At 73.2% G+C, this 21,436-nt stretch carries 21 protein-coding genes; 8 read left to right on the plus strand and 13 right to left on the minus strand.

The annotated features are described in order from the left end of the window. Positions 1–369, minus strand: a 369-nt coding sequence (locus ABZW11_RS43205; protein WP_355431313.1) for a hypothetical protein, incomplete at its 3' end; no start/stop codon positions are given. Positions 370–578: 209 nt separating this feature from the next. Here ABZW11_RS43205 and ABZW11_RS43210 point away from each other — a divergent pair. Then, positions 579–1,667, plus strand: a complete 1,089-nt coding sequence (locus tag ABZW11_RS43210; protein ID WP_355431316.1) for a LacI family DNA-binding transcriptional regulator — start codon at positions 579–581, stop codon at positions 1,665–1,667. On the opposite strand, the gene ABZW11_RS43215 is transcribed toward ABZW11_RS43210, so the two are convergent. The 3 genes from ABZW11_RS43215 to ABZW11_RS43225 are packed head-to-tail and all read right to left on the minus strand — an operon-like array spanning position 1,650 to position 5,034. Continuing rightward, positions 1,650–2,306, minus strand: coding sequence for a TetR/AcrR family transcriptional regulator (locus tag ABZW11_RS43215; protein ID WP_355431318.1), 657 nt, complete (start codon positions 2,304–2,306; stop codon positions 1,650–1,652). The two genes, ABZW11_RS43210 and ABZW11_RS43215, sit on opposite strands and share 18 nt — an antisense overlap. Next, positions 2,303–4,147 carry a TIM barrel protein gene (locus tag ABZW11_RS43220; RefSeq protein WP_355431321.1) on the minus strand — a complete coding sequence of 615 codons (1,845 nt, stop codon included), beginning with the start codon at positions 4,145–4,147 and terminating at the stop codon, positions 2,303–2,305. Before ABZW11_RS43220 ends, ABZW11_RS43215 begins: the two co-directional genes overlap by 4 nt. Before the next feature lie 23 nt (positions 4,148–4,170). Beyond that, positions 4,171–5,034 (minus strand): shikimate dehydrogenase, encoded by an 864-nt coding sequence (locus tag ABZW11_RS43225; RefSeq protein WP_355431324.1) that lies wholly within the window; start codon positions 5,032–5,034, stop codon positions 4,171–4,173. Between the two features lie 209 nt (positions 5,035–5,243). On the opposite strand from ABZW11_RS43225, the gene ABZW11_RS43230 reads away from it, so the two are divergent. After that, positions 5,244–6,614, plus strand: coding sequence for an MFS transporter (locus tag ABZW11_RS43230; protein WP_355431327.1), 1,371 nt, complete (start codon positions 5,244–5,246; stop codon positions 6,612–6,614). A gap of 31 nt (positions 6,615–6,645) precedes the next feature. On the opposite strand, the gene pcaC is transcribed toward ABZW11_RS43230, so the two are convergent. The 7 genes from pcaC to ABZW11_RS43265 are packed head-to-tail and all read right to left on the minus strand — an operon-like array spanning position 6,646 to position 12,802. Continuing rightward, the gene (gene pcaC / locus ABZW11_RS43235) at positions 6,646–7,737 is read right to left on the minus strand and encodes a 4-carboxymuconolactone decarboxylase (RefSeq protein WP_355431329.1); all 1,092 of its coding nucleotides are present in this window, start codon (positions 7,735–7,737) and stop codon (positions 6,646–6,648) included. 53 nt (positions 7,738–7,790) lie between these two features. Then, complete coding sequence (pcaB, locus tag ABZW11_RS43240; protein ID WP_355431332.1) at positions 7,791–9,005, minus strand: 3-carboxy-cis,cis-muconate cycloisomerase; 1,215 nt, start codon at positions 9,003–9,005, stop codon at positions 7,791–7,793. Continuing rightward, positions 8,992–9,516 carry a protocatechuate 3,4-dioxygenase subunit alpha gene (gene pcaG, locus ABZW11_RS43245; protein WP_355431334.1) on the minus strand — a complete coding sequence of 175 codons (525 nt, stop codon included), beginning with the start codon at positions 9,514–9,516 and terminating at the stop codon, positions 8,992–8,994. Before pcaG ends, pcaB begins: the two co-directional genes overlap by 14 nt. Next, positions 9,513–10,262, minus strand: a complete 750-nt coding sequence (gene pcaH / locus ABZW11_RS43250; protein WP_355431337.1) for a protocatechuate 3,4-dioxygenase subunit beta — start codon at positions 10,260–10,262, stop codon at positions 9,513–9,515. The genes pcaG and pcaH overlap by 4 nt, the downstream gene beginning before the upstream one ends. A gap of 16 nt (positions 10,263–10,278) precedes the next feature. After that, positions 10,279–11,427 (minus strand): thiolase family protein, encoded by a 1,149-nt coding sequence (locus ABZW11_RS43255; protein WP_355431340.1) that lies wholly within the window; start codon positions 11,425–11,427, stop codon positions 10,279–10,281. After that, positions 11,424–12,053 carry a CoA transferase subunit B gene (locus tag ABZW11_RS43260; protein WP_355431343.1) on the minus strand — a complete coding sequence of 210 codons (630 nt, stop codon included), beginning with the start codon at positions 12,051–12,053 and terminating at the stop codon, positions 11,424–11,426. The genes ABZW11_RS43255 and ABZW11_RS43260 overlap by 4 nt, the downstream gene beginning before the upstream one ends. Further along, positions 12,050–12,802, minus strand: a complete 753-nt coding sequence (locus ABZW11_RS43265) for a CoA transferase subunit A (RefSeq protein ID WP_355431346.1) — start codon at positions 12,800–12,802, stop codon at positions 12,050–12,052. Before ABZW11_RS43265 ends, ABZW11_RS43260 begins: the two co-directional genes overlap by 4 nt. Positions 12,803–12,923: 121 nt before the next feature. Between ABZW11_RS43265 and ABZW11_RS43270 the strand changes: the two genes are divergently transcribed. The 5 genes from ABZW11_RS43270 (at position 12,924) to ABZW11_RS43290 (ending at position 19,194) form a co-directional block, all read left to right on the plus strand. Next, the gene (locus tag ABZW11_RS43270) at positions 12,924–14,429 is read left to right on the plus strand and encodes an IclR family transcriptional regulator C-terminal domain-containing protein (RefSeq protein WP_355431349.1); all 1,506 of its coding nucleotides are present in this window, start codon (positions 12,924–12,926) and stop codon (positions 14,427–14,429) included. A gap of 76 nt (positions 14,430–14,505) precedes the next feature. Then, positions 14,506–15,429 (plus strand): NAD(P)-dependent alcohol dehydrogenase, encoded by a 924-nt coding sequence (locus ABZW11_RS43275; RefSeq protein ID WP_355431352.1) that lies wholly within the window; start codon positions 14,506–14,508, stop codon positions 15,427–15,429. Positions 15,430–15,559: 130 nt separating this feature from the next. Beyond that, the gene (locus tag ABZW11_RS43280) at positions 15,560–16,030 is read left to right on the plus strand and encodes a (2Fe-2S)-binding protein (protein ID WP_355431355.1); all 471 of its coding nucleotides are present in this window, start codon (positions 15,560–15,562) and stop codon (positions 16,028–16,030) included. A gap of 3 nt (positions 16,031–16,033) precedes the next feature. Further along, positions 16,034–17,038 (plus strand): xanthine dehydrogenase family protein subunit M, encoded by a 1,005-nt coding sequence (locus ABZW11_RS43285; RefSeq protein ID WP_355431357.1) that lies wholly within the window; start codon positions 16,034–16,036, stop codon positions 17,036–17,038. Next, positions 17,035–19,194 (plus strand): xanthine dehydrogenase family protein molybdopterin-binding subunit, encoded by a 2,160-nt coding sequence (locus ABZW11_RS43290; protein ID WP_355431359.1) that lies wholly within the window; start codon positions 17,035–17,037, stop codon positions 19,192–19,194. Before ABZW11_RS43285 ends, ABZW11_RS43290 begins: the two co-directional genes overlap by 4 nt. 14 nt (positions 19,195–19,208) lie before the next feature. On the opposite strand, the gene ABZW11_RS43295 is transcribed toward ABZW11_RS43290, so the two are convergent. Then, on the minus strand, positions 19,209–19,973 hold the full coding sequence (locus tag ABZW11_RS43295; protein WP_355431362.1) for a phosphotransferase: 765 nt from the start codon (positions 19,971–19,973) through the stop codon (positions 19,209–19,211). Between the two features lie 181 nt (positions 19,974–20,154). Here ABZW11_RS43295 and ABZW11_RS43300 point away from each other — a divergent pair, with 181 nt between their 5' ends. Next, positions 20,155–20,502 carry an STAS domain-containing protein gene (locus tag ABZW11_RS43300; protein ID WP_345400193.1) on the plus strand — a complete coding sequence of 116 codons (348 nt, stop codon included), beginning with the start codon at positions 20,155–20,157 and terminating at the stop codon, positions 20,500–20,502. 42 nt (positions 20,503–20,544) lie between these two features. Here ABZW11_RS43300 and ABZW11_RS43305 read toward each other — a convergent pair whose 3' ends face one another. Then, positions 20,545–21,411, minus strand: coding sequence for an FRG domain-containing protein (locus ABZW11_RS43305; protein ID WP_355431365.1), 867 nt, complete (start codon positions 21,409–21,411; stop codon positions 20,545–20,547). Positions 21,412–21,436: the final 25 nt, after the last annotated feature.

Below are 21,436 nucleotides of genomic sequence, written 5' to 3' on the forward strand. Positions count from 1 at the left end.
GCCGCCGGCGGAGCCGTCGGCGCCGTGCACGCGGACGCGCGCCTCGCGCCGCTCGCGCGACCCGAGCGGCGCGCCCGGCCAGGGCACGAGCACCGACTCCCCCGACTCGACCCGCCACGTTTCCGTGGCCGACGCGTCGCGGATCTCGATCTCGTACGCCGCCTGCGTCCAGCCGGGCGCGTCGGTGGTCGTGGTCCAGGACAGGCGGGGGCGGCTCTCGCCGATGCCGAGCGGGTCGCGGTGGTGCTCGAAGGCAGGTGGTGTGACGTGTAGCAAGGCGCTCCTTCTGGTCAGCCCTGGATGGCCCCGGCGGTCGTCGCCGGTCACGATCGTGCGGAAGAGGCGGTTGTTGTTGAAACGTTTTAACACCCTGACGCGAGCTAACGTAAACCGCCGTACACCGAGGCGTCAAGACATCATTTGGGGAACGTTGTCCACGATCCTTCCCAGCTCCAGCACCACATCAGGGGTTTGAACAGCACGGCCAGGGCATCGTTGCTCATCACACTGCTGGGGGTGCGCGCGGGCTCCTACACTCGTCACCGACGAGCAGTGACGCGGGCGGGAAGGCGGGACACATGGCCGGACACGGGGCGGGCCACGAGGCGGGCCACAGGGCGGAGCGCGAGCCCAGGCGCCGGGTGACGATCGCGGACGTCGCCCGCCACGCCCAGGTGTCCACCACCGCCGTCTCCAAGGTCCTGCGCAACGCCTACGGCGCCAGCCCCGCCATGCGCGACCGGGTCAAGGCCGCCATCGAGGAGCTGGGCTACCGGCCCCACGCGGCGGCGCGGGCCATGCGCGGGCGCACGTTCACGATCGGCGTGCTGATCCCCCACGTGCGCAACCCGTTCTTCGCCGACGTGCTCGACGGCGTCGGCGAGCAGCTCGGCGGCAGCGGCTACCAGGCGATCCTGGTGCAGGGCGGCAGCACCGACCTGGCCGCCGAGAGCCGGGCCATCGAGGCGCTCGTCGACCGGCAGGTGGACGGCATCCTGATGATCGCGCCGATCACCCCGAAGTCGCGGCTGGAGGAGGTGGCCGGGGAGATGCCGCTCATCGTGCTCGGCCGCCACGAGCGCTCGTCGGCGTACGACGCGGTCTTCGACGACGACGACGCCGGCACCGAGCTGGTCGTGCGCCACCTCATCGAGCTGGGCCACCGCCGCATCGGCCACATCTCGCAGCGCAACGCGGGCCGCGGCAAGCCGGTCGCGCTGCCGCACCTGACGAGGGCGGAGACGTACCGCAGGGTGATGACCGAGCACGGGCTGGCCGGCGAGATCGCGATCGCCACCACGAGCTGGACCGAGGAGGGCGGCTACGACGGCACGCGCGAGCTGCTGGCCCGCTCGCCCCGGCCGACCGCGATCTTCGCGGGCGCCGACCAGGCGGCGTTCGGCGCGCTGTCGGCGCTGCACGAGGCGGGGCTGTCGGTGCCCGATGACGTCTCTGTGGCCGGTTACGACAACACCCGGCTGGCGGCGATGGCCAACATCTCGCTGACCAGCGTCGACCAGGACGGCACGCTCATGGGCAGGACGGCGGCCCGGCTGCTGCTCGAACGCGTCGAGGGGCGTACGGCCGCGATGCGCTTCTCCGTCACCCCGGCCCTGGTGCCCCGGCTGTCCACCGGCCCCGCGCCCGGGTCAGGGGCGGGCGCCTGACCCGCACAGGTAGCCGACCGTCATCTCGCCGACCATTTGCCGCAGCCGGTCGCGGTGCTCGGGCGCGGTCATGTCGCGCCCGAACAGCGCGCCGAACGTGTGCTGGTTGGCCACCCTGAAGAAGCAGAACGCGCTGATCATCATGTGCACGTCGATGGCGTCGGCCTCGGTGACGAAGTCGCCGGAGGCCCGCCCCGTCTCCAGGATGCGGGTGATGAGGTCGAGCACCGGCGCGCCCAGGCCGGCCAGCGCCTCCGACTTGCGGATGTGCTCGGCCTGGTGGATGTTCTCGATCGCGACGAGCTTGATGAAGTCGCGGTGGGCGTCGTGGTGGTCGAACGTCAGCTCCGCCAGCGTGCGGATGGCCTCGACGGGCGCCAGGTGCTCGACGTCGACCGTGCGCTCGACCGCCCGCACCTCGGCGTACGCCTTCTCCAGGACGGCGATGTAGAGCCGTTCCTTGCTGCCGAAGTAGTAGTAGATCATGCGCTTGGTGGTGCGCATGCGGGCCGCGATCTCGTCGACCCTGGCCCCGGCGTAGCCGTAGCGGGCGAACTCGCGCTGGGCGACGTCGAGGATCTCCGCCCGCGTGCGGTCGGCGTCCCGCCGGCGCTCGGCGGTGGCGGGGGTCGAGGTCATTCGCTCATCATAGGCGGCTCCGTCCGGCCTCCGTGGTGCTGGGCGGCGAGGCGGATGGGAGCGTTGGCCGCGCCGTAGCCGGCATAGCCGCCGATCCGCTGGACGATCTCGAAGAACACCCGGCCCACGGTGACCGTGTAGAGGTGCAGGAACGCGCCGCCGTGCGCGTCGCGGTCGTACAGGACGCCCAGCTCCCGCAGCTCCGGCGGCACGTCGTGGCGGGCCTCCAGGTCGTCGTAGTAGTTGGCGGGGATCGGCAGCAGCAGCTCGGGGTGCTCGGCGCGCAGCCTGCGGGCCACGGCGAGCACGTCCTGGCCGGCCAGCGCCACGTGCTGGGGCGGGGGCTGGCCGGCGCCGACCTGGGCCAGGTTGAGCACCATGCGCACGCCGGACCCCTGCGGAGTGGACCCTTGCGGAGTGGACCCTTGCGGAGTGGACATGGCGCGGCTGCGCACCAGCCCGTACGGGTCGGGCACCTCCAGGCTCTCCTGCGGCTGCAGCCCGAGCACTCCCCGGTAGAACAGCAGAGCCTCGTCGAAGTAGTGCGGCGGCTGGGCCAGCGCCACGTGGTCGATGTGGGTGATCCCCGTGCTCCCCGTGCTCCCCGTGCCGCCGGTCCCCTCGGGCGCGAAGTCGGCGAGCCAGGCGTCGTCGCAGAAGAAGATCTCCGTGCCGTCGGGCGCGGCGACCGCGTGCAGCGGCGCGTCCTGCGGGGCGCGCTCGCGCGGCAGCACGGGCGACAGCAGCGACTCGGCGTGCGCGACGGCCCGCCCGGGGTCGGGGCTGTCCAGCCCGATCGCCACCAGCCCGGGTTCCGCGCCGGTCGCACGGGCCCGCCCCGGCTCCGGGTGCTCGCCTGTGCCGGTGGCGTTGACCAGCAGGCGGGCCTCGCCCTGGGACCACAGCTCGACCGGCTTGCCGCTGTGCCTGCCCGTACGGGCGAAGCCGAGGGCGGGGAGGACGCCGTTCAGCGAGCCGGTGCCGGACAGCTCCACGAAGGCGAACCCCGACGGCACGGACGGGTGCGCCACCCCCTGAAGCTGCCTTTCGAGTGCGATGAGCGAGCGCATGCCGTCGCGTGCGGTCCGCCCGGTGCCGGCCTGCCGGAAGTGGTCGTTGAACACCTCCAGCGACAGCGGCCCCGCGTACCCGGCGTTCAGCGCGTGCCTGACCAGCCCCGCGACGTCGAAGCCGCCCTGGCCGGGGAAGCAGCGGTGGTGGCGGCTCCACTGGAGCACGTCCATGGCGAGCAGCGGCGCGTCGGCGAGCTGCAGGAAGAAGATCTTCTCGCCGGGGATGGCCTCGATGCCCAGCGGGTCGGAGCCGCGCGACAGGATGTGGAAGCTGTCCAGGCAGGTGCCCAGGCTGGGGTGGTCGGCCTGGCGGACGATGTTCCAGGCGTGCAGGTACTCGTTGACGTGCCGGCCCCAGGCCAGCGCCTCGTACGCGACGCGGATGCCGTGCCCGGCGGCCCGCTCGGCGAGCAGCCGCAGGTGCTCGGCGGCCAGGCCGTCGTCGGCGATCGTCTCGGGTGAGACGTTCGAGCAGACCAGCAGCAGGTCGGCGCCGAGCCGCCGCATCAGCCGGAACTTGTGCTCGGCCCGCTCCAGGTTGGCCCGCAGGCGGGCGCGCGGCACGCCTTCGAAGTCGCGGAACGGCTGGTAGAGGTCGATGGTGAGCCCCAGGTCCGCCGCTCTGGCGCGGATCTCCTCGGGCGGGAGCGGGCAGGCGAGCAGGTCGTTCTCGAAGATCTCCACCCCGTCGAACCCGGCCGCCGCCACAGCCGTCAGCTTCTCCGTCAGCGTGCCGCTCACCGAGACGGTGGCGATCGACTTGCGCATGGCTCCTCCTCGTGCCGGGGTGGTCAGGTGAGTTCGGTCAGGTGGGCGAGCATGCGTTCGGCGTCCGGGGTGCGGCCGGTGAACAGGCGGAAGGCGTGCGCGGCCTGGAAGACGACCATGCCGCCGCCGTCGAGGGTCCGGCAGCCGAGCGCCCTGGCCCGCTTGAGCAGCTCGGTCTCCAGCGGCCGGTAGACGATGTCGGCCACCCACAGGCCGGGACGGAGCAGCTCGGCCGGCAGCGGCAGCCCCGGGTGGTGCGCCATGCCGGTGGGCGTGGCGTGCACCAGGCCGTCGGCCTCCGCGAGCAGCGCGGGCAGGTCCCCGGTGCCGCCCTGGCGGGCGCGGCCGGCGCTGTGGTGGGCGGCGTGGTGGGCGGCGTGGTGGGCGGCGAGCCGGTCGGCCAGCGCGGCGGCTCTGGCGGGGTCGGCGTCCACGATCGTCAGCACGTCCACGCCGAGGGTGAGCAGCGCGTACGCGACCGCCGCGCCGGCGCCGCCCGCCCCGAGCTGGACGACGTGGCGGGTGGCCGCGCCCGGCAGGCCCCGGGTGAACGACTCGGCGAAGCCCGTCCAGTCGGTGTTGTGCCCGACGGCGCGCTCGCCGTCGAAGACGACGGTGTTGACCGCGCTCAGCATGGCGGCGTCGGGTGACAGCTCGTCGAGGTGCGGGATGACGGCCTGCTTGCAGGGGTGGGTGATGTTGACCCCGTCGTAGCCGAACCGGCGGGCCGTGCGCAGCAGCTCGCCGACGTCGTCGCCGAGCCGGTCGGTGTCGAGCAGCCGGTAGACGTAGCGCAGGCCGTGGTGAGCGGCCTCGCGTTCGTGCAGCGGGGGGCTGAGCGAGGGACCGATGCCCGAGCCGATCAGCCCGGTCAGGTACGAGGTCATGCGGCGCTCCCCGATCAGCAACGTACGGACTAGTGAGTTCGTTATAACCCACCACCGGCGCCCGCGGGAAGCCGTCCTTGACATGTGACGCGCGCCACGTCAGCATTGCTCCCACATTAATTAACTATCTAGTTCGTAAAACACGGGTAACCGGCGCCGGGGGCCGCCACCACCACGCTCACCGAGGAGCCAGAGCCCGAGGAGCTCACGTGACCGACAACGCACCAGGCAACTCCCCAGGCGACTCGCCAGGCAGCCCGCTCGGCAGGGGCACGCCGCGCAAGGCCGCCATCGCCGCCTGGATCGGCAGCGCGCTCGAGTACTACGACTTCTTCATCTACGGCAGCGCCGCCGCGCTGATCTTCGGCCGGGTCTTCTTCGACGACTCCGACCCGGCGACCGCCACCCTCCAGTCGCTGGCCAGCTTCGGCGTCGCCTACGCGGCCCGGCCCGTCGGCGCGTTCTTCCTGGGGCACGTCGGCGACCGGTTCGGCCGCAAGAAGATCATGGTGTTCACGCTCGTCTTGATGGGGCTGTCGACGTTCCTCATCGGCTGCCTGCCCACCCGCGACCAGATCGGCGGGGCCGCGCCCGTCCTGCTGGTGCTGCTGCGCATCATGCAGGGGCTGTCGGCGGCGGGCGAGCAGGCCAGCGCCAACTCCATGACCCTCGAACACTCCCCCGCCGACCGGCGCGGCTACTTCACCAGCTTCACCCTGAACGGCACCCAGTTCGGGCAGATCCTGGCCACGTTCGCGTTCATCCCGGTCGCCGCCCTGCCCGAGGAGCAGTTGCTGACCTGGGGCTGGCGGGTGCCGTTCTGGCTGAGCGTGGCGGTGGCGGTGGCCGGGTGGATCATCAGGCGGCGGCTTGAGGAGACGCCGGCGTTCGAGGAGGAGGTGGCCGCGGGCACCGTGCCGCGCATGCCGCTCGCCGTGCTCTTCCGCGACCACTGGAGCAGCGTGCTGCGGGTGGTGTGCGCGGCGCTCATCGCCACCGTCAGCACGATCTTCACGGTCTGGGCGCTCAACTACGCCACCAGCGACGAGATCGGGCTCGACAACGCCACCATGCTCTGGGTCGGCGTGGCCGCCAACGCCGTCGCGCTCGTCGCGATCCCGCTGTGGGCGCGGCTGTCGGACCGGATCGGGCGCAAGCCGGTGTTCCTCATCGGCGCGATCGGCAGCCCGATCATGATCTTCGCCTACCTGGCGGCCATCAACTCGGGCAGCTATCCGCTGGTGTTCCTCGTCGGCATCCTCACGCTCGGCGTCGTCTACAGCGCCTCGAACGGCATCTGGCCTGCTCTGTACGGCGAGATGTTCAGCACCCGCGTACGTCTGTCCGGCATGGCCATCGGCACCCAGATCGGCTTCGCCATCGCCGGGTTCGCCGTGGCCTCCGCCGCCGGGATCGTCTCCCCCGACGGCTGGCTCGGGCTGCGGGGGTGGACCGGGGTCGGGGTGTTCACCGCGATCCTGTGCGCGATCAGCGCGGTCGCGGTGGCCACGGCGCGGGAGACGTACCGGGTGCCGACGGAGGAGCTCGGCCGGACACCCGCCCCGGCACCGTCCCGCTGACCACCTGCTGGGGCGGCGCGGGACGGCCGGCTCAGCCCTTCTCCTCCTCGTCCAGGACGCGTTGGGCGACGGCGAAGGCGGCGTTGGCGGCCGGGACGCCGCAGTAGACGGCGCTCTGCAGCAGCACCTCGCCGATCTCGTCGGGGGTCAGGCCGTTGCGCAGCGCGGCGCGTACGTGCATGGCCAGCTCGTCCAGGTGGCCCCTGGCGACGAGTGCGGTGAGCGTGATGCAGCTGCGCGTCCGCCGGTCGAGGCCGGGGCGGGTCCAGATCTCGCCCCAGGCGTAGCGGGTGATGAAGTCCTGGAAGTCCCTGGTGAAGCCGGTGGTGCGGGCGACGGCGCGGTCCACGTGCGCGTCGCCCAGCACCTCGCGGCGCACCCGCATGCCGGGGACGGACGGCAGGTGGTCGAGCAGTGCCTTGGTGACGCGCTCCGGCTGGTCGGCAGGGGCCAGGTGGGCGGCGCCGGGCAGCTCGACCAGGGTGGCGCCGGGGATGCCGTCCGCCAGCTGCCTGGCGTGCGCGGGCGGTGTCGCCGGGTCGTCGCGACCGGCCACCACCAGCGTCGGCACGGTGATCTGGGCCAGCTCGGCGCGCAGGTCATAGCCGGCCAGGGCCTCGCAGCAGGCGGCGTACGCGGTGGGGTCGGCGGCGGCGAGGTCGTCCAGGAGCGCCTGGTCGGGCGGGCCCGCGAACCAGCGGCCCGCCGCGCCCTCCAGCAGCGGGCCCGTGCCCTCCGCGCGCACCAGCGCGGCCCGCTCGTGCCAGCCCTCCGGGTCACCGAACCTGGCGCTCGAGCACACCATCGCCAGCGATCTCACCCGGCCGGGGTGGCGGACGGCCAGCGTGGCGCCGATCGCGCCGCCGATCGAGACGCCCGCGTAGTGGAAGCTCTCCATGCCCGCCGCCGTCGTCGCCTCCAGCACCAGCGCGGCCAGCTCCTCGACCGTGCTCGCCGGGAGCGGCTTGGAGCCGCCGTGGCCCGGCAGGTCGAACCTGAGCACCCGGTACGTGCGGGCCAGCGTCCGCACCTGCGGCTCCCACAGGCGGGTGGAGGTGCCGAGCGAGGGGGCGAGGACGAGCGGCTCTCCCCGCTCGGGGCCGTCCAGACGGTGCTGCAACATCAATGGCGTGCCTTGTCTCGATGGTCGCTTACATGCTCGTTTCGCGGGCCTCGTCAGGGGCTCGCGTGGCGGCTTTCTTGGCGGCTTTCGTGGTGGGTGAGGGCTTGGTCGACGAGGGCGGGGGCCGGGGCCGGGGTGCCTTCGACGGAGAGGTTGGCGGCCATGCGGTCCGGGTGGACGCGCAGGCCGGCGACGAGTTCCGCGGCATCCCTGGTGGCGCCGGCGACCAGGCGGAGGGCCTCGCGCAGCGGCTGCCACTCGGCGTGCCAGGCGCCTGAGGGGCGTTCGTCCTCGGCGGCGAGTGCGGCGTACAGGGTGGCGGCCAGCGGGGGCACCTGGCGGGCGGCGGCGGCGATCATCGTGGCCCGCACCGGGTTGTGCTTGTGCGGCATGGACGACGACCCGCCGCCGACGCCCTCGCTCACCTCGCCGATCTCGGTGCGCGACAGCACCAGCACGTCGGCCGCCACCTTCCCGAGCGCCCCCGCCGTGAAAGCCAGCGCCCCAGCGAGGTCGGCCACCGGCGTCCGCAGCACGTGCCACGGCAACACCGGCGCGGCCAGCCCCAGCTCGGCCGCGAACCGCGCCGGCAGTTCCAGCGCCACCGGCCGCGCACCGGACTCCTGCTCGGGTTCCCGTCCCTCACGTAGCTTCCTGGCGTCGGTGTGGAAGGCGGTGAGGGTGCCGGCGGCGGCGCCCAGCTGGGCGGGCAGGGCGTGGCGGGCGGCCGTGAGGCGGACGGAGGCGTCCGTGACCAGGGTCAGCCAGCCCGCCGCCTTGAGACCGAACGTCGTCGGGACCGCCTGCTGGGTGAGGGTCCGTGCGGCCATCGGGGTGGCGCGGTGGTCGGCGGCGAGCGTGGCCAGGCGGTCGATCACCGCGTCCAGCTCGGCCAGCACGGGGCCCAGCGTGCGGTGGGCGACCAGCATCAGGGCGGTGTCGAGGATGTCCTGGCTGGTGGCGCCCCGGTGCACGTACGGGCCGTGCGGCCCGGCCGCCCACCGCAGGTCGGCGACGAGCGGGATGACCGGGTTGCCCCCGGACCTGGCCCGTACGACCAGGCCCGGCAGGTCGAAGGCGTCGGCGCGGCAGGCGGCCGTGACCGCCTCGGCCGCGGCGGCGGGCGCGAGGCCGAGCGCCGCCTGGGCGCGGGTCAGCGCGGCCTCGGCGTCCAGCATCGCCTGGAGCACGGCGGCGTCCCCGGTGGTCTCGGCCGCGCCCCGCATCGGGGACAGCAGGCCGAGGTCAGCGGGATCAGCCGAAGTCAAGGAAGACCGTCTCCTTCTCGCCCTGCAGATGGACGTCGAACCGGAAGACCCCGTCCCGTTCCCGCTCGGCCAGCAGCGTGTGCCGCCGCTCCGCGGGCACGGAGTCGAGGAAGGGGTCCTGCCCGAGGTAGATGCGGGTGTAGAGGTGGTGCAGCAGGCCGCGGGCGAACACGCACACGCTGATGTACCCGTTTCCCGGGCGTACGGTACGCAGCGCCCAGTGGCCGTCGAGATCGGTGGCGACGCGGCCGAAGCCGGTGAAGACGACGCCGTCCCTGCCGAGCACGGCCCCGGTGGTGGGGTCGCGGCGCAGCGTGCCGGGCGCGCCGCGCACCTGCCCGTCCTCGCCGGCCTGCCAGAACTCCAGCAGCGCGTCGGGCACCGGGTCTCCGGCGCCGTCGTAGACGTACCCGTGGACGGCGATGCCGCCGGTCGCGATGTCGCCGCCGCCGGGGAAGGGCAGCGCGTACCCGTAGAACGGGCCGACGGTCTGTGAGGGGGTGGGGTTCACCGGCCTTCCTCCATCCAGGTCGCGGCGGGGCCGTCGAGCACGATGTCCCATCGGTAGCCGAGCGAGAACTCCGGCTCGGACAGGTCGTGCACGTACTCGGCGACGAGCCGCTGCCGGGCGCTCGCGTCGGTGACGGACTGCAGGATCGGGTCGTACGGGAACAGCGGGTCGCCAGGGAAGTACATCTGGGTGACCAGCCGCTGCGTGAACGCGCTGCCGAACAGCGAGAAGTGGATGTGCGCCGGCCGCCAGGCGTTGCGGTGGTTGCGCCACGGGTAGGCGCCGGGCTTGATCGTGGTGAACACGTAACCGCCGTCGTCGCCGGTGAGGCAGCGGCCCACGCCGGTGAAGTTCGGGTCGAGCGGCGCCGGGTGGTCGTCGCGCTGGTGCAGGTAGCGTCCCGACGCGTTGGCCTGCCAGATCTCGACGAGCTGGCCGCGTACGGGCCGTCCCGACCGGTCGAGCACGCGGCCCCGCACGGTGATCCGCTCGCCCAGCGGCTCGCCGAGGTGCTGCCTGGTGAGGTCGTTGTCCAGGGGCGTCACGTCGGTGGCCCCGAACACCGGCCCCGACAGCTCCACCGCCTCGGGGTCCTTGACGGCGACGAGCGGCTGCTTGGGGTGGCGCAGGAGGGTGCTGCGGTAGGGGGCGTAGTCGCGGGCGGGGTGACCGGTCGGGGTGGGGGGCTGCTCGCCGTACGCGGCGATCTCCCGGTCGATGTCGGCCTGCTGGAGGGGTTCGGACATACAGCTGCCTTTCGAGCTATCTGTCGAGGACGACGGCCAGTCCCTGGCCGACGCCGATGCAGAGCGCGGCCAGCCCGGTGCCGGAGCCGGCGGCTGCGAGCCGGTGGGCGACCGCGCCGGTGACGCGGGCGCCCGAGGCGCCGAGGGGGTGGCCGATGGCGATGGCGCCGCCGTCGGGGTTGACGATGGCGGGGTCGAGGTCGGGCAGCTCGGCCAGGCAGCCGAGCACCTGCGCCGCGAACGCCTCGTTCAGCTCGGCGGTCGCGAGGTCGCCGAAGCCCCGGCCCGCCTTGGCGAGTGCCCTGGTGGACGCCTCGACGGGGCCGAGCCCGAAGTAGCGCGGCGCCAGCGCGCTGACGCCGGTGGCGGCGATCCTGGCGAGGGGTTCGCGCCCGCGCAGCCCTTCCTCGTCGGTGAGCAGCAGGGCGGCGGCGCCGTCGTTGAGCGGCGAGGAGTTTCCCGCGGTGACGGTGCCGCCGTCCTTGCGGAAGACGGGCTTGAGCCGGGCCAGCGCCTCCAGGGACGTGTCGTGGCGGATGCCCTCGTCGCGGGTGACGTCGCCGATGGGCACGATCTCCCGCTCGAACGACGCCTTGGCCGCCTTCTGGTGGCTGGCCAGCGCGAACGCGTCCTGCTCCGCGCGGGTGATGCGGTGCTTGTCGGCGATCAGCTCCGAGCCCTCGCCGAGCGCGACGGTGTGCTCGGCGGGCATGGCGGGGTTGACCAGCCGCCAGCCGAGCGTGGTGGAGACCAGCTCCTGGCCGCCGGCGGGGAACGCCCTGTCCGGTTTGGGGAGCACCCAGGGGGCGCGGGTCATCGACTCGACGCCGCCCGCGATCACGGTGCCGGCGTCGCCCATCGCGATGGCCCGGTACGCCTGCACGACAGCCTCCATGCCCGACCCGCACAGCCGGTTCACGGTCGCGCCCGGCGTGGTGATCGGCAGGCCGGCGAGGATGGCGGCCATCCTGGCGACGTTGCGGTTCTCCTCGCCGGCGCCGTTGGCGTTGCCCAGCACGACCTCGTCGGCGCCGTCCAGATCGTTGCGCTCGACCAGCGCCTTGATGACGTGCGCGGCCAGGTCGTCGGGGCGGACGCCGGACAGGGCGCCGCCGTACCGGCCGAAGGGGGTGCGTACGGCGTCGAGGATGTAGACGTCTTTCATGCCAGAACCTCCGCGTCGGTGCGCTCGCGCACGTCGTCCACGCTCACTCCCGGCGCGCGTTCGACCAGCGCGAGCCCCTGCTCGGTGACGTCGAGGACGCCCAGGTCGGTGACGATCCGGTGGACGCACTCCTTCCCCGTGAGGGGCAGCGAGCACTCCTTGACGATCTTGGGTGAGCCGTCCTTGGCGGTGTGATCCATGATCACGATGACCTTGCGGGCGCCGTGCACGAGGTCCATGGCGCCGCCCATGCCCTTGACGAGCTTGCCGGGCACCATCCAGTTGGCCAGGTCGCCGCGGGCCGAGACCTGCATCGCGCCCAGCACCGCCACGTCGATGTGCCCGCCGCGGATCATGCCGAACGACGCCGACGAGTCGAAGAAGGCGGCGCCCTCCCGCACCGTCACGGTCTCCTTGCCGGCGTTGATCAGGTCGGGGTCGACCTCTTCCTCGCTCGGGTAGGGGCCGACGCCGAGGATGCCGTTCTCGGAGTGCAGCACGACGTCCACGCCGGGCGGCAGGAACGACGGGATGCGGGTGGGCAGGCCGATGCCCAGGTTGACGTAGTCGCCGTCGCGCAGCTCGGCGGCCGCCCGCGCGACCATCTCGTCCCTGGTCCAGCTCATCCGGTCACCGTCCGCTTCTCGATGGACTTGTCCGCGGCCTGCTCGGGGGTGAGCACGAGCACGCGCTGCACGAACACGCCGGGCAGGTGCACCTCGTCGGGGTCCAGCTCGGTCAGCTCCTCGACCTCGGCGACCGTGACGCGGCCGGCCATCGCGGCGAGCGGGTTGAAGTTGCGGGCGGCCTTGCGGAAGACCAGGTTGCCGTGGCGGTCGCCCTTGGCGGCGCGGACGAGGGCGAAGTCGGTACGGATGCCGCGTTCGAGCACGTACTCGCGGCCGTCGAACTCGCGTACCTCCTTGGGCGGCGAGGCGACCGCGATCGAGCCGTCCGGGTTGTGGCGCAGCGGCAGGCCGCCGTCGGCGATGGGGGTGCCGACGCCGGCCGGGGTGTAGAAGGCGGGGATGCCGCTGCCGCCCGCGCGCAGCCGCTCGGCCAGGCTGCCCTGCGGGGTCAGCTCGACCGTCAGCTCCCCGGACAGGTATTGGCGGGCGAACTCCTTGTTGTCGCCGATGTACGAGGCGGTCACGTGGGCGATGCGCCCGGCCGCCAGCAGCACGCCCAGGCCGCCGCCGTCCACGCCGCAGTTGTTGGAGACCACGGACAGGCGGGTGACGCCGGTGTCGTACAGGGCCTTGATCAGGACGTTGGGGATGCCGCTGAGGCCGAAGCCGCCGACGGCGAACGACGCGCCGTCACGCACGCCTGCCAGCGCCTCCGCGGCCGTGGCGACCACCTTGTCTCTCGGCACGACGCTCCGATCGTGGATGTGTTCGCTCTGCGAACTTTTGTTCACTATTATGAGGATTTCAGTATGTGTGTGGGTTGGCTGGCCTGTCAAAGGTCCCCCTCATCCCTTCCAGGAGGAGCCGATGGAACCGGCCGGAACCCTCGAACGCGGGCTGAGCGTGCTGCGCGCGCTCGCCGCCGATCCGCGGCGGCCGGCCCGCGCCACGGACCTCGTGCGGGCGACCGGGCTGGCCAGGTCCACCGTCGACCGGGTGCTCGGGACGCTCGCGCACCTCGGCTACGTGCGGGCCGAGGGACGGGACGTGGTGCTCGCGCCGCGGCTGATGGAGCTGGGCGAGGCCTATCTGTCCGGCTCGGGGCTGCGGGACGCCGTCACCGGCCCTGCGGCGCGGCTCGCCGACGAGCTGGACGAGTCGGTGTCGGTGGCCGTACGGGACGGGGACGGGGTGCGGTTCGTCGCGCAGTTCACCCGGCGGCGGCGCATGTCGGTGACCTTCCGGGTCGGTGACGTCCTGCCCGCCTCCCGCTGCGCCGCCGGCCTCGCCCTCCTCGATCCCGCCAAGCCGTGGGCCGAGGACGACCAGCTCATCGAGCCCGGCCTGATCGCCGTGGCGGTCCCGGTACGAGGCGAGCCGGCCTGTGCGGTGAGCGTGGTGAGCCACACCAGCCGGCACACGGTCGCCGAGCTGCGCGACCACTGCCTGCCCGCCCTCCGCGAGACGGTCGCCGAGATGGAAGCCGCCCTCGCCGCCCCCGCCCCGCAGGCCGCGCCCCCGGCCCCCGGCCCGTCGGCTCCTCCAGCAGGTCCCGTCACCCCCGCGACCTCCTCGTCCTTGGACGCGGCCAAGGAGGCGAAGCGGGAGCTGGGGATGGGGTTCCTGCAGTCGCTGGCGCGGGGGCTGGCGGTGATGGTGGCGCTCGGGTCGGCGCGGGGCGGGGTGACGCTCGCCGACTGCGCGAAGGTGACCGGCCTGCCTCGGGCGACCGTGCGGCGGGCGGTGCAGGCGCTGGAGCGGCTCGGGTACGCCGCCGCGCACGGCACCCGGTTCACGCTGCTGCCCCGGGTGCTGGAGCTGGGCTACGCGCACCTGTCGGGGCTGACGTTCCGGGAGATCGTCCAGCCGCATCTGGCCGACCTCGCCGCCCGGGTCGACGAGTCGGCGTCCGTCGCGGTGCTGTCGGGCGACGACGTCCTGTACGTGGCGCGGGTCCAGACCGTGAGCCTGATGAGCGTGAACATCACCGTCGGCACCCGCTTCCCCGCCTACGCGACCTCCATGGGCCGGGTGCTGCTGGCCGAGCAGCCCGACGAGCGGCTGGCCGCGATCGAGCCGCGCCGGCTGGCCGCGCGGACCATCACCTCCCGCGACGAGCTGCGCGCCCTCGTCCGGCGGGCCGCCGCCGACGGCTACGCGCTGGTGGACCAGGAACTGGAGGAGGGCGTACGGTCCATCGCCGTCCCCATCAAGGACGGCACAGGGCGCACCGTCGCCGCCGTGAACGTCGCCACCCACGCCGGGCGGGCCGGCAACGACGCGCTGGTCCGCGACGTGCTGCCGGCGCTGCGCGAGACGGCCGCGAAAATGGCGGCGGATCTCGCGTACACGGGCGCCGTCGCGGCCGAGTGAACGCATTAGTATCCGTGGCATGAAGGCCGCAGTGCGCGCCAGATATGGCCCGCCGGAAGTGGTTCGCGTCGCAGAGGTGGAAAAGCCGGTCCCCGGTCCTGGTGAGCTGCTCGTCAAGGTGCGCGCGACCACGGTCAACCGCACTGATTGCGCGATGCGGGCGGCCAAGCCGTTCCTGTGGCGATTTTTCACGGGGCTCGTCCGGCCTGCGAAGATGCCTGTTCTCGGCACCGAATTCGCCGGTGAGGTGGTGGCCGTGGGGGCGGGCGTCGGGCTGTACAAGGCCGGGGACGACGTGTTCGGGTACAACGACGGCAGGTCGGGGGCGCACGCGCAGTTCCTGACCGTTCGCGAGAGCGGCACGCTGGCGGCGTTGCCCGAGGGGCTGACGTACGAGGAGGCCGCGCCCGGCACCGAGGGCGCCCACTACGCGCTCTCCATGATCAGGACGGCCGGGGTGCGGGCCGGTCACGACGTGCTGGTCCACGGCGCCACCGGCGCGATCGGGTCGGCCGCCGTGCAGCTTCTGAAGCACCACGGCGCCTGGGTCACCGCCGTCTGCGGGCCGCATCATCTCGATCTCGTCCGCGGGCTCGGGGCCGACATGGTGGTCGACCACACCTCCACCGATTTCACCGCCGACGAGCGCCGATATGACGCCGTGCTGGACGCCGTCGGCAAGAGCACGTTCGGGCGGTGCAGGAAACTGCTCAAGCCCCGGGGCGTTTATGTCGCCGCCGACGTGGGTCCTTTCTGGCAGAACCTCTTACTCACCGCCGCCGGGCCCTTACTCGGCGGCCGGAGGGTGAAATTCCCGCTGCCCCGGCATGACGCGGAGATGGCCCGGCAATTCAAGGAGCTGCTCGAGTCGGGCGCATTTCGGCCGGTCATCGACCGCCATTATCCCCTGGACGAGATCACGGACGCCCACCGCTATGTTGACACCGGCCAGAAGGTGGGAAACGTCGTCATCGTCGTCCCCCACGCCGAGGAGGCGTGACCAGTCGGCGGAAGGCCGGTCATGGGCTCAGGGCGGTGACGGCGACCACCAGCCCTCCCGACGGAATCTTGACCCGCTCTTATAACGACATAGAGGGATGAACACGGCGGGTCCCGTTAGCGTTTCGCTTATGACCGGACCGACCGCGTTCACGGTGAACGGCCAGCCCGTGCGGCTCGACCTCGACCCGCGCGAGTCCCTGCTCGACGTGCTGCGCGAGCGGCTGGCTCTCACCGGCTCCAAGAAGGGCTGCGACCACGGCCAGTGCGGCGCGTGCACGGTCCACCTGGACGGCCGGCGGGTCGTATCCTGCCTGACCCCGGCCATCCAGGTGCACGGCAGGTCGGTCACCACGATCGAGGGCGTGTCGGGCGTGGGCGGGCTGCATCCCTTGCAGGAGGCGTTCGTGGACAACGACGCGCTGCAGTGCGGCTACTGCACGCCGGGCCAGGTGATGTCCGGCCTGGCCTGCATCGCCGAGGGGCACACGGGCGACGACGACCAGATCCGCGAGTACATGAGCGGCAATCTGTGCAGGTGCGGCGCGTACACGGGCATACTCGCCGCCGTACGCCAGACCGCGGCGCTCCGGGAGGAGTGAGCCGTGCGCCCCTTCGCCTACACCGCCCCCGCCACCCTCGACGAGGCCGTCAGCGCCCTGGTGGCGGCCGGGCCCGGCGCGCGGGTGCTGGCCGGCGGCACCACCCTGTACGACCTGATGAAGCTGGACATCGAGACCCCGCACAGCGTCGTGGACGTGCGCGCGCTGCGCGAGCTGGCGGGCATCGACACGGCGGGCCCGGCCGAGCTGTCGTTCGGCGCGGGCGCGCTGATGGCCGACGTGGCCGAGGACCCGGTGCTGCTGCGCGACTACCCCGCGCTGGCCGAGTCGCTGGCCAAGGCCGCCTCCCAGCAGCTGCGCAACATGGCGACGGTGGGCGGCAACCTGCTGCAGCGCACCCGCTGCGGCTACTTCAGGGGCGGCCCGCCGTTCGCCTGCAACAAGCGGGAGCCGGGCAGCGGCTGCGCCGCGATCGGCGGGCTGGACAGGGGGCACGCGCTGCTCGGCGGCAGCGAGGCGTGCGTCGCGACGTACCCGGGTGACTGGGCGGTCGCGCTGATCGCGTTCGACGCCGTGGTGGACGTGGCGGGCCCGGGCGGCACGCGGACGATCCCGCTGGCCGAGCTGCACGTCGAACCCGGCGACACGCCCGCCAGGGAGCACACGCTGGCCGCCGGCGAGATCATCACCCGCATCCGCGTGCCGGTCACGCCGGTCGGGCGCGGATCGACGTACCACAAGGTCAGGGACCGGGAATCGTACGCGTTCGCGCTGGTCTCGGCCGCCGCCGCGGTGCGCTTCGACGGTGACGGGAGCGTGGCGGAGTGCCGCATCGCGGTGGGCGGGGTCGCCACCAGGCCGTGGCGCTGCCCGGACGCCGAGCGGGAGCTGACCCGGGCGGTGCTGGACGAGCGGTCCGCGCGCCGGGCGGGCGAGGCCGCGTTCGCCGGGGCCCGTCCTGGCGCGCACAACGGTTTCCGGGTCGAGCTGGGCGTCCGCACCGTGGCCGAGGCGCTGCGGATCGCCGGGGAGCGGGCCGTACGATGACGGACTTCGCGATCCCCCGCGTCGGCGCGCGGGAGAAGGTCACCGGGACCGCCCGTTTCGGCGCCGACCGCACACCGGGGGGCTGCGCGTACGCGATGCCCGTGGTGGCGACCGCCGGCAAGGGCCGCATCACGCGCCTCGACACCACCCAGGCCACCGCCGTGCCCGGCGTGCTGCTCGTCCTGTCGCACCTCGACGACCTCGGCATCGTCCCGGCCGGCTCGCTCATGCGCGGCGGCTACGCCTTCCAGAGCCTGCAGCCGCTGCTGGACGACCGGATCGCCTACCGGGGCCAGCCGATCGCGCTGGTCGTGGCCGACACCCTGGTCGCCGCGACGGAGGCGGCCGCGCTCGTGCGGGCCGAGTACGACGAGGAGCCGATCGCGGTGGAGCTGGGCGCGGCCGGCACCGAGACCCAGGAGGCGGCGCTGGCCGACGTGGTGGCCGGCGACGCCGACGGCGAGTACGAGCGCAGCCCGCTGCGCATCGACGAGACGTACGAGACGGGGCCGCAGCACCAGGTGCCGATGGAGCTGATCGGCGGCGTGGTCGAGTGGCACGGCGACACGGTGATGGTGCACGAGGGCACGCAGACCGTCGGCGCGCTGCGCGGCGGCCTGGCCAGGCAGCTCGGCATCGACCCCGCGCAGGTGCGGGTGATCTCGCCGTACGTGGGGGGCGCGTTCGGCCAGAAGAACGCGCTGCAGCCGCACCTCGCGCCGCTGGCCGTGGCCGCCCGGCGGCTGGGCAGGCCGGTCAAGCTGGTGCTGCCGCGCGCCCACACCTTCCACGCGGCGAGCTTCCGCCCGCTGAGCAGGCACCGGGTACGGCTGGGCGCCGACCGATCGGGCCGGCTGCTGGCCGCGATCCACGAGGTGGACCAGCAGGACTCCCGGCACGACCTGCTGCCTGCCACGTACACGGAGCTGACCTCCCGCCTGTACGACATCAGGAACTTCCGCGGCCGGCAGCGCCACGTCAGGACCGACACGCAGTCGCCCGGCTTCATGCGGGCCCCGTTCGAGCACCCGGCGGCGTTCGCGCTGGAGTCGGCCATCGACGAGCTGGCCGTCGCCACCGGCCGTGACCCGGTCGAGCTGCGCCTGGCCAACGACGCGCGCACGGACCCGGTGACCGGCAAGCCGTTCTCCTCCCGGCACCTGGCGGACTGCCTGCGGCGCGGCGCCGAGCTGTTCGGCTGGGCGCAGCGCCGCCCCGACCCGTGCTCGATGCAGGAGGCCGACGGGACGCTGGTGGGCTGGGGCGTCGCGGTGGGCGCGTACCCGTCGAAGACCGTCCCGATCCAGGCCAGGCTCACCGCCGACGCCGACGGCCGGGTGCTGCTCGAAGTGGGCGGCCACGAGATGGGGCAGGGCATCACGACCGCCCTCGTCGCCGCCGTGGCCGGCGACCTCGGCATCGCGCCCGACTCCGTCGCCGTCGCGGTCGGCGACACCGCCCGCGTGCCGCACCACCTCACCCCGGGCGCCTGGGGCACCAACAGCACGATGCCGGCCGTGCACGCCGCGCTGCTCCGGCTGCGCGAACGGCTCGGCGCCGCCCCCGACGGGCCGGTGGACGTGGCGGCGTCGGTCAAGCAGGCGGGCGGGGACGACGTGGTGACCGAGGCCGTCACCCAGGCGCCCGGCCAGCCGCCGGAGATGGCCGACCGCATGCGCACCGGTCTCGCCGCGCCGACCGGCCCCGAATACCCCGGCTTCGTCTCCTTCAGCTTCATCGCCCACTTCGCCGAGGTCAGGGTGGAGCCGGTGACGCGGCGCATCCGCGTGCCCCGGGTGGTCAGCGTGGCCGACTGCGGCAGGGTGGCCAGCCCGGTCACCGCCGACGCCCAGGTGCGCGGCGGGGTGGTGTGGGGCATCGGCGCGGCGCTGCACGAGCACAGCGAGGTCGATCCCCGCTACGGCGGCTTCGTCAACAGCGACCTCGCGGACTACGTGATCCCGGTCAACGCCGACGTCGGCACGATCGAGGTGGACATCATCGGCGAGCCCGACTTCGCGCTCAACCCGATGGGCGTCAAGAGCCTCGGCGAGGTGGCGCTGGTCGGCGTCGCCCCCGCCATCGCGAACGCCGTCTTCCACGCCACCGGCCGCCGCGTCCGCCGCCTGCCGATCCTCGTCGAGGACGTGCTGTGAGCCGTCCCGCGTGCTCAGCGGGGGAAGTCGTCGAGCTCACGGACGGCCTGGTCGAGGTCGTCGGCGACGCCGTCGCGCAGCAGCCGCCCGTACAGGCCCTCCCCGGCCGCGCCGTAGCGGCGGATGCGGGCCGCGCGGGCGGTCATGCGCGACTGCAGCTCCCTGATGAGCGCGTCGGTGCTGCCGTCCCAGCCGTAGGCGTCGAGGAACAGCCGCAGCCTGCGGGGGCGCGCGTCGAAGTCGGTGAAGCCCTCCAGCTCGGCGGTACGGCGGGCGTGCAGCGGCACCCAGCCGTGCGCCATCCAGCTCACGTCGGAGTCGGCGGTGACGGGGCCGGCGAAGTCCCAGTCGAAGAAGCCGGTGATGCGGCCGTCGTGCCAGGCGGCGTTGAACGGGCTGGCGTCGTTGTGCGCGATGATCAGGCCGGGCGCCCACCTGCCGCCCATCCGCCAGCGCGCGCCGGCGGACGGCACGAAGTCGGCGACCGCCTCGTGGTAGGCGCGCGTCCACTCGGCGACCTGGACGAGCGACTCCTCCGTACGGGTCCACCAGGGCCACACGACCTCGCCGCCCATGGTCTCGCCCTCGAGGTAGGTGAGGATCTCGCGGCCCTCGTCGTCGATGCCGAGCACGCGCGGGGCGCCCGCGAACCCCTTGCGTTCGAGGTGCCGCAGCAACTCGTGGACGGACGGGGTCCAGGGGCGTACTTGACGGCGTACGGTGTGGCCGATCCGCACGGCGCCGCCGTCGTTGCCGCCGTCGAGCCGATCCCGCCCCACGCCGAGGACACTGCCAGCCCACGCGGGTCCCGTCAACAGCCCGCGACGCACGGCCACGGTCGTCCACGGTTCCCGCGTCGTTCACGTCACCGTGTTGTAGGCGATCACCGCGAAACCCCTAGCGGGCGATTGCACCATGCAAAGATAAGAGGGGCGAACCGTAGGGATGCGGAGGGGTGGAATGGGCAGCATCGACCGTGCCGGCTTCTCCTGGGTGGTCACGCAACGTGATGACGCCGCCGTCCTGTGTCCCTGCGGGGACCTGGACCTGTCGTCCATGGAGGAGTTCCGCAGCGGCCTGGCGGAGGCGATGTCGTGCCTGCGCCCGCCGCTCGTCGTCGTGGACCTGCACGAGGTGGACTTCTGCGACTCCTCGGGGCTGAACGCGCTGATCTGGGCGGCGAACACGGTGGAGGCCGCGGGCGGGCGGCTGCGCCTGAGCGGCCTGCAGCCGAGGGTGAGCCGGCTGATGCGGATGACCGGCCTCGACCGGCGCTTCACCCTCCAGGACGCACCGACCGGGCAGTGAAGGCCGCCAGGCCGGCCCGGTCAGCCGCCCGTCAGCCGCCCGTCAGCCGCCCATGCGGCCGTCCTGGCTGTGGCGGTTCTCCAGGCCGGCCATCGAGGAGCCGTCGTCCTGGACGCCGCGCCCGTTCTCGATGGAGCCGGGCGAGTAGTAGCGCCGCAGCCAGTCGGCCAGCCCGTCGAGGCCGGGCAGCAGCACGCGCTCGGTGATGTTGGCCTGGTCGAGCCGCTGCCTGATCTCGGCCTTGACCGGGGCCGGGATCACCCACTGCCGCCCCAGCCCGGGGTGGTCGGCCAGCCAGTCCTCCAGCTGGTACGTCACGTCCGACAGCACCGACAGCACCGACGACTGGTTGATCACCCGCTCGTCCAGCGACGGCGGCTCGAAGAAGGCCAGGAACGGCCCGTCGTCGCCGAGCCGGTCGAAGCGGTCGAGCGAGGGGGCGACCCCGGCGAGCATCTCGGTGGTGAACACCAGCGCGCCCTCGGCCGCGAGCGGGGCCCGCAGCGAGTCCGGCAGCAGCCGGTGGGCGGCGGCGCAGTCGACGGACAGCAGCACGCCGTCGTCCTCCGGCCAGGTCGCGGTGGCGAAGTGCAGGGCGACGAGCGGGGAGAACGTCCAGTCGAGCAGGCGGGTGGGCAGGCCGTGGTGCTGTCCGAGCGCCAGCCAGTCCCAGACGGTCGGCCCGGGGGCCTGCCGATGCGCATATTTCCGGAAATTTCGTATGAGATGGGACTCGACCTGCCCGTAATGGCCGCGCAGCCGCGCGAGCCCCGACATGTGCGAGTACGTGCTGCGCGCGAGGCCGCGGAAGACCAGCGACGTGTGCGCCGGCCCGCACCCCTCGCTCCGGCCCGCCTCCCCGATCGCGTCGTCCAGCTCGCGCCACGACGACACCGTGACCACTTCCATCACCCTTGCGTTGCCCCAGCTCACG

The sequence above is a fragment of the Nonomuraea sp. NPDC004580 genome, from assembly GCF_040609855.1.
GTDB classification, from domain to species: domain Bacteria; phylum Actinomycetota; class Actinomycetes; order Streptosporangiales; family Streptosporangiaceae; genus Nonomuraea; species Nonomuraea salmonea.

Bases quoted from the DNA above. Each gene is read 5' to 3' on its own strand.
- ABZW11_RS43255 (WP_355431340.1), bottom strand. From the start codon at position 11,427: ATGAAAGACGTCTACATCCTCGACGCCGTACGCACCCCCTTCGGCCGG.
- pcaC (WP_355431329.1), bottom strand. From the start codon at position 7,737: ATGTTGCAGCACCGTCTGGACGGCCCCGAGCGGGGAGAGCCGCTCGTC.
- ABZW11_RS43260 (WP_355431343.1), bottom strand. From the start codon at position 12,053: ATGAGCTGGACCAGGGACGAGATGGTCGCGCGGGCGGCCGCCGAGCTG.
- ABZW11_RS43225 (WP_355431324.1), bottom strand. From the start codon at position 5,034: ATGACCTCGTACCTGACCGGGCTGATCGGCTCGGGCATCGGTCCCTCG.
- ABZW11_RS43290 (WP_355431359.1), top strand. From the start codon at position 17,035: ATGACGGACTTCGCGATCCCCCGCGTCGGCGCGCGGGAGAAGGTCACC.
- ABZW11_RS43270 (WP_355431349.1), top strand. From the start codon at position 12,924: ATGGAACCGGCCGGAACCCTCGAACGCGGGCTGAGCGTGCTGCGCGCG.
- ABZW11_RS43220 (WP_355431321.1), bottom strand. From the start codon at position 4,147: ATGCGCAAGTCGATCGCCACCGTCTCGGTGAGCGGCACGCTGACGGAG.
- ABZW11_RS43305 (WP_355431365.1), bottom strand. From the start codon at position 21,411: ATGGAAGTGGTCACGGTGTCGTCGTGGCGCGAGCTGGACGACGCGATC.
- ABZW11_RS43280 (WP_355431355.1), top strand. From the start codon at position 15,560: ATGACCGGACCGACCGCGTTCACGGTGAACGGCCAGCCCGTGCGGCTC.
- ABZW11_RS43215 (WP_355431318.1), bottom strand. From the start codon at position 2,306: ATGACCTCGACCCCCGCCACCGCCGAGCGCCGGCGGGACGCCGACCGC.
- ABZW11_RS43300 (WP_345400193.1), top strand. From the start codon at position 20,155: ATGGGCAGCATCGACCGTGCCGGCTTCTCCTGGGTGGTCACGCAACGT.
- ABZW11_RS43210 (WP_355431316.1), top strand. From the start codon at position 579: ATGGCCGGACACGGGGCGGGCCACGAGGCGGGCCACAGGGCGGAGCGC.
- pcaH (WP_355431337.1), bottom strand. From the start codon at position 10,262: ATGTCCGAACCCCTCCAGCAGGCCGACATCGACCGGGAGATCGCCGCG.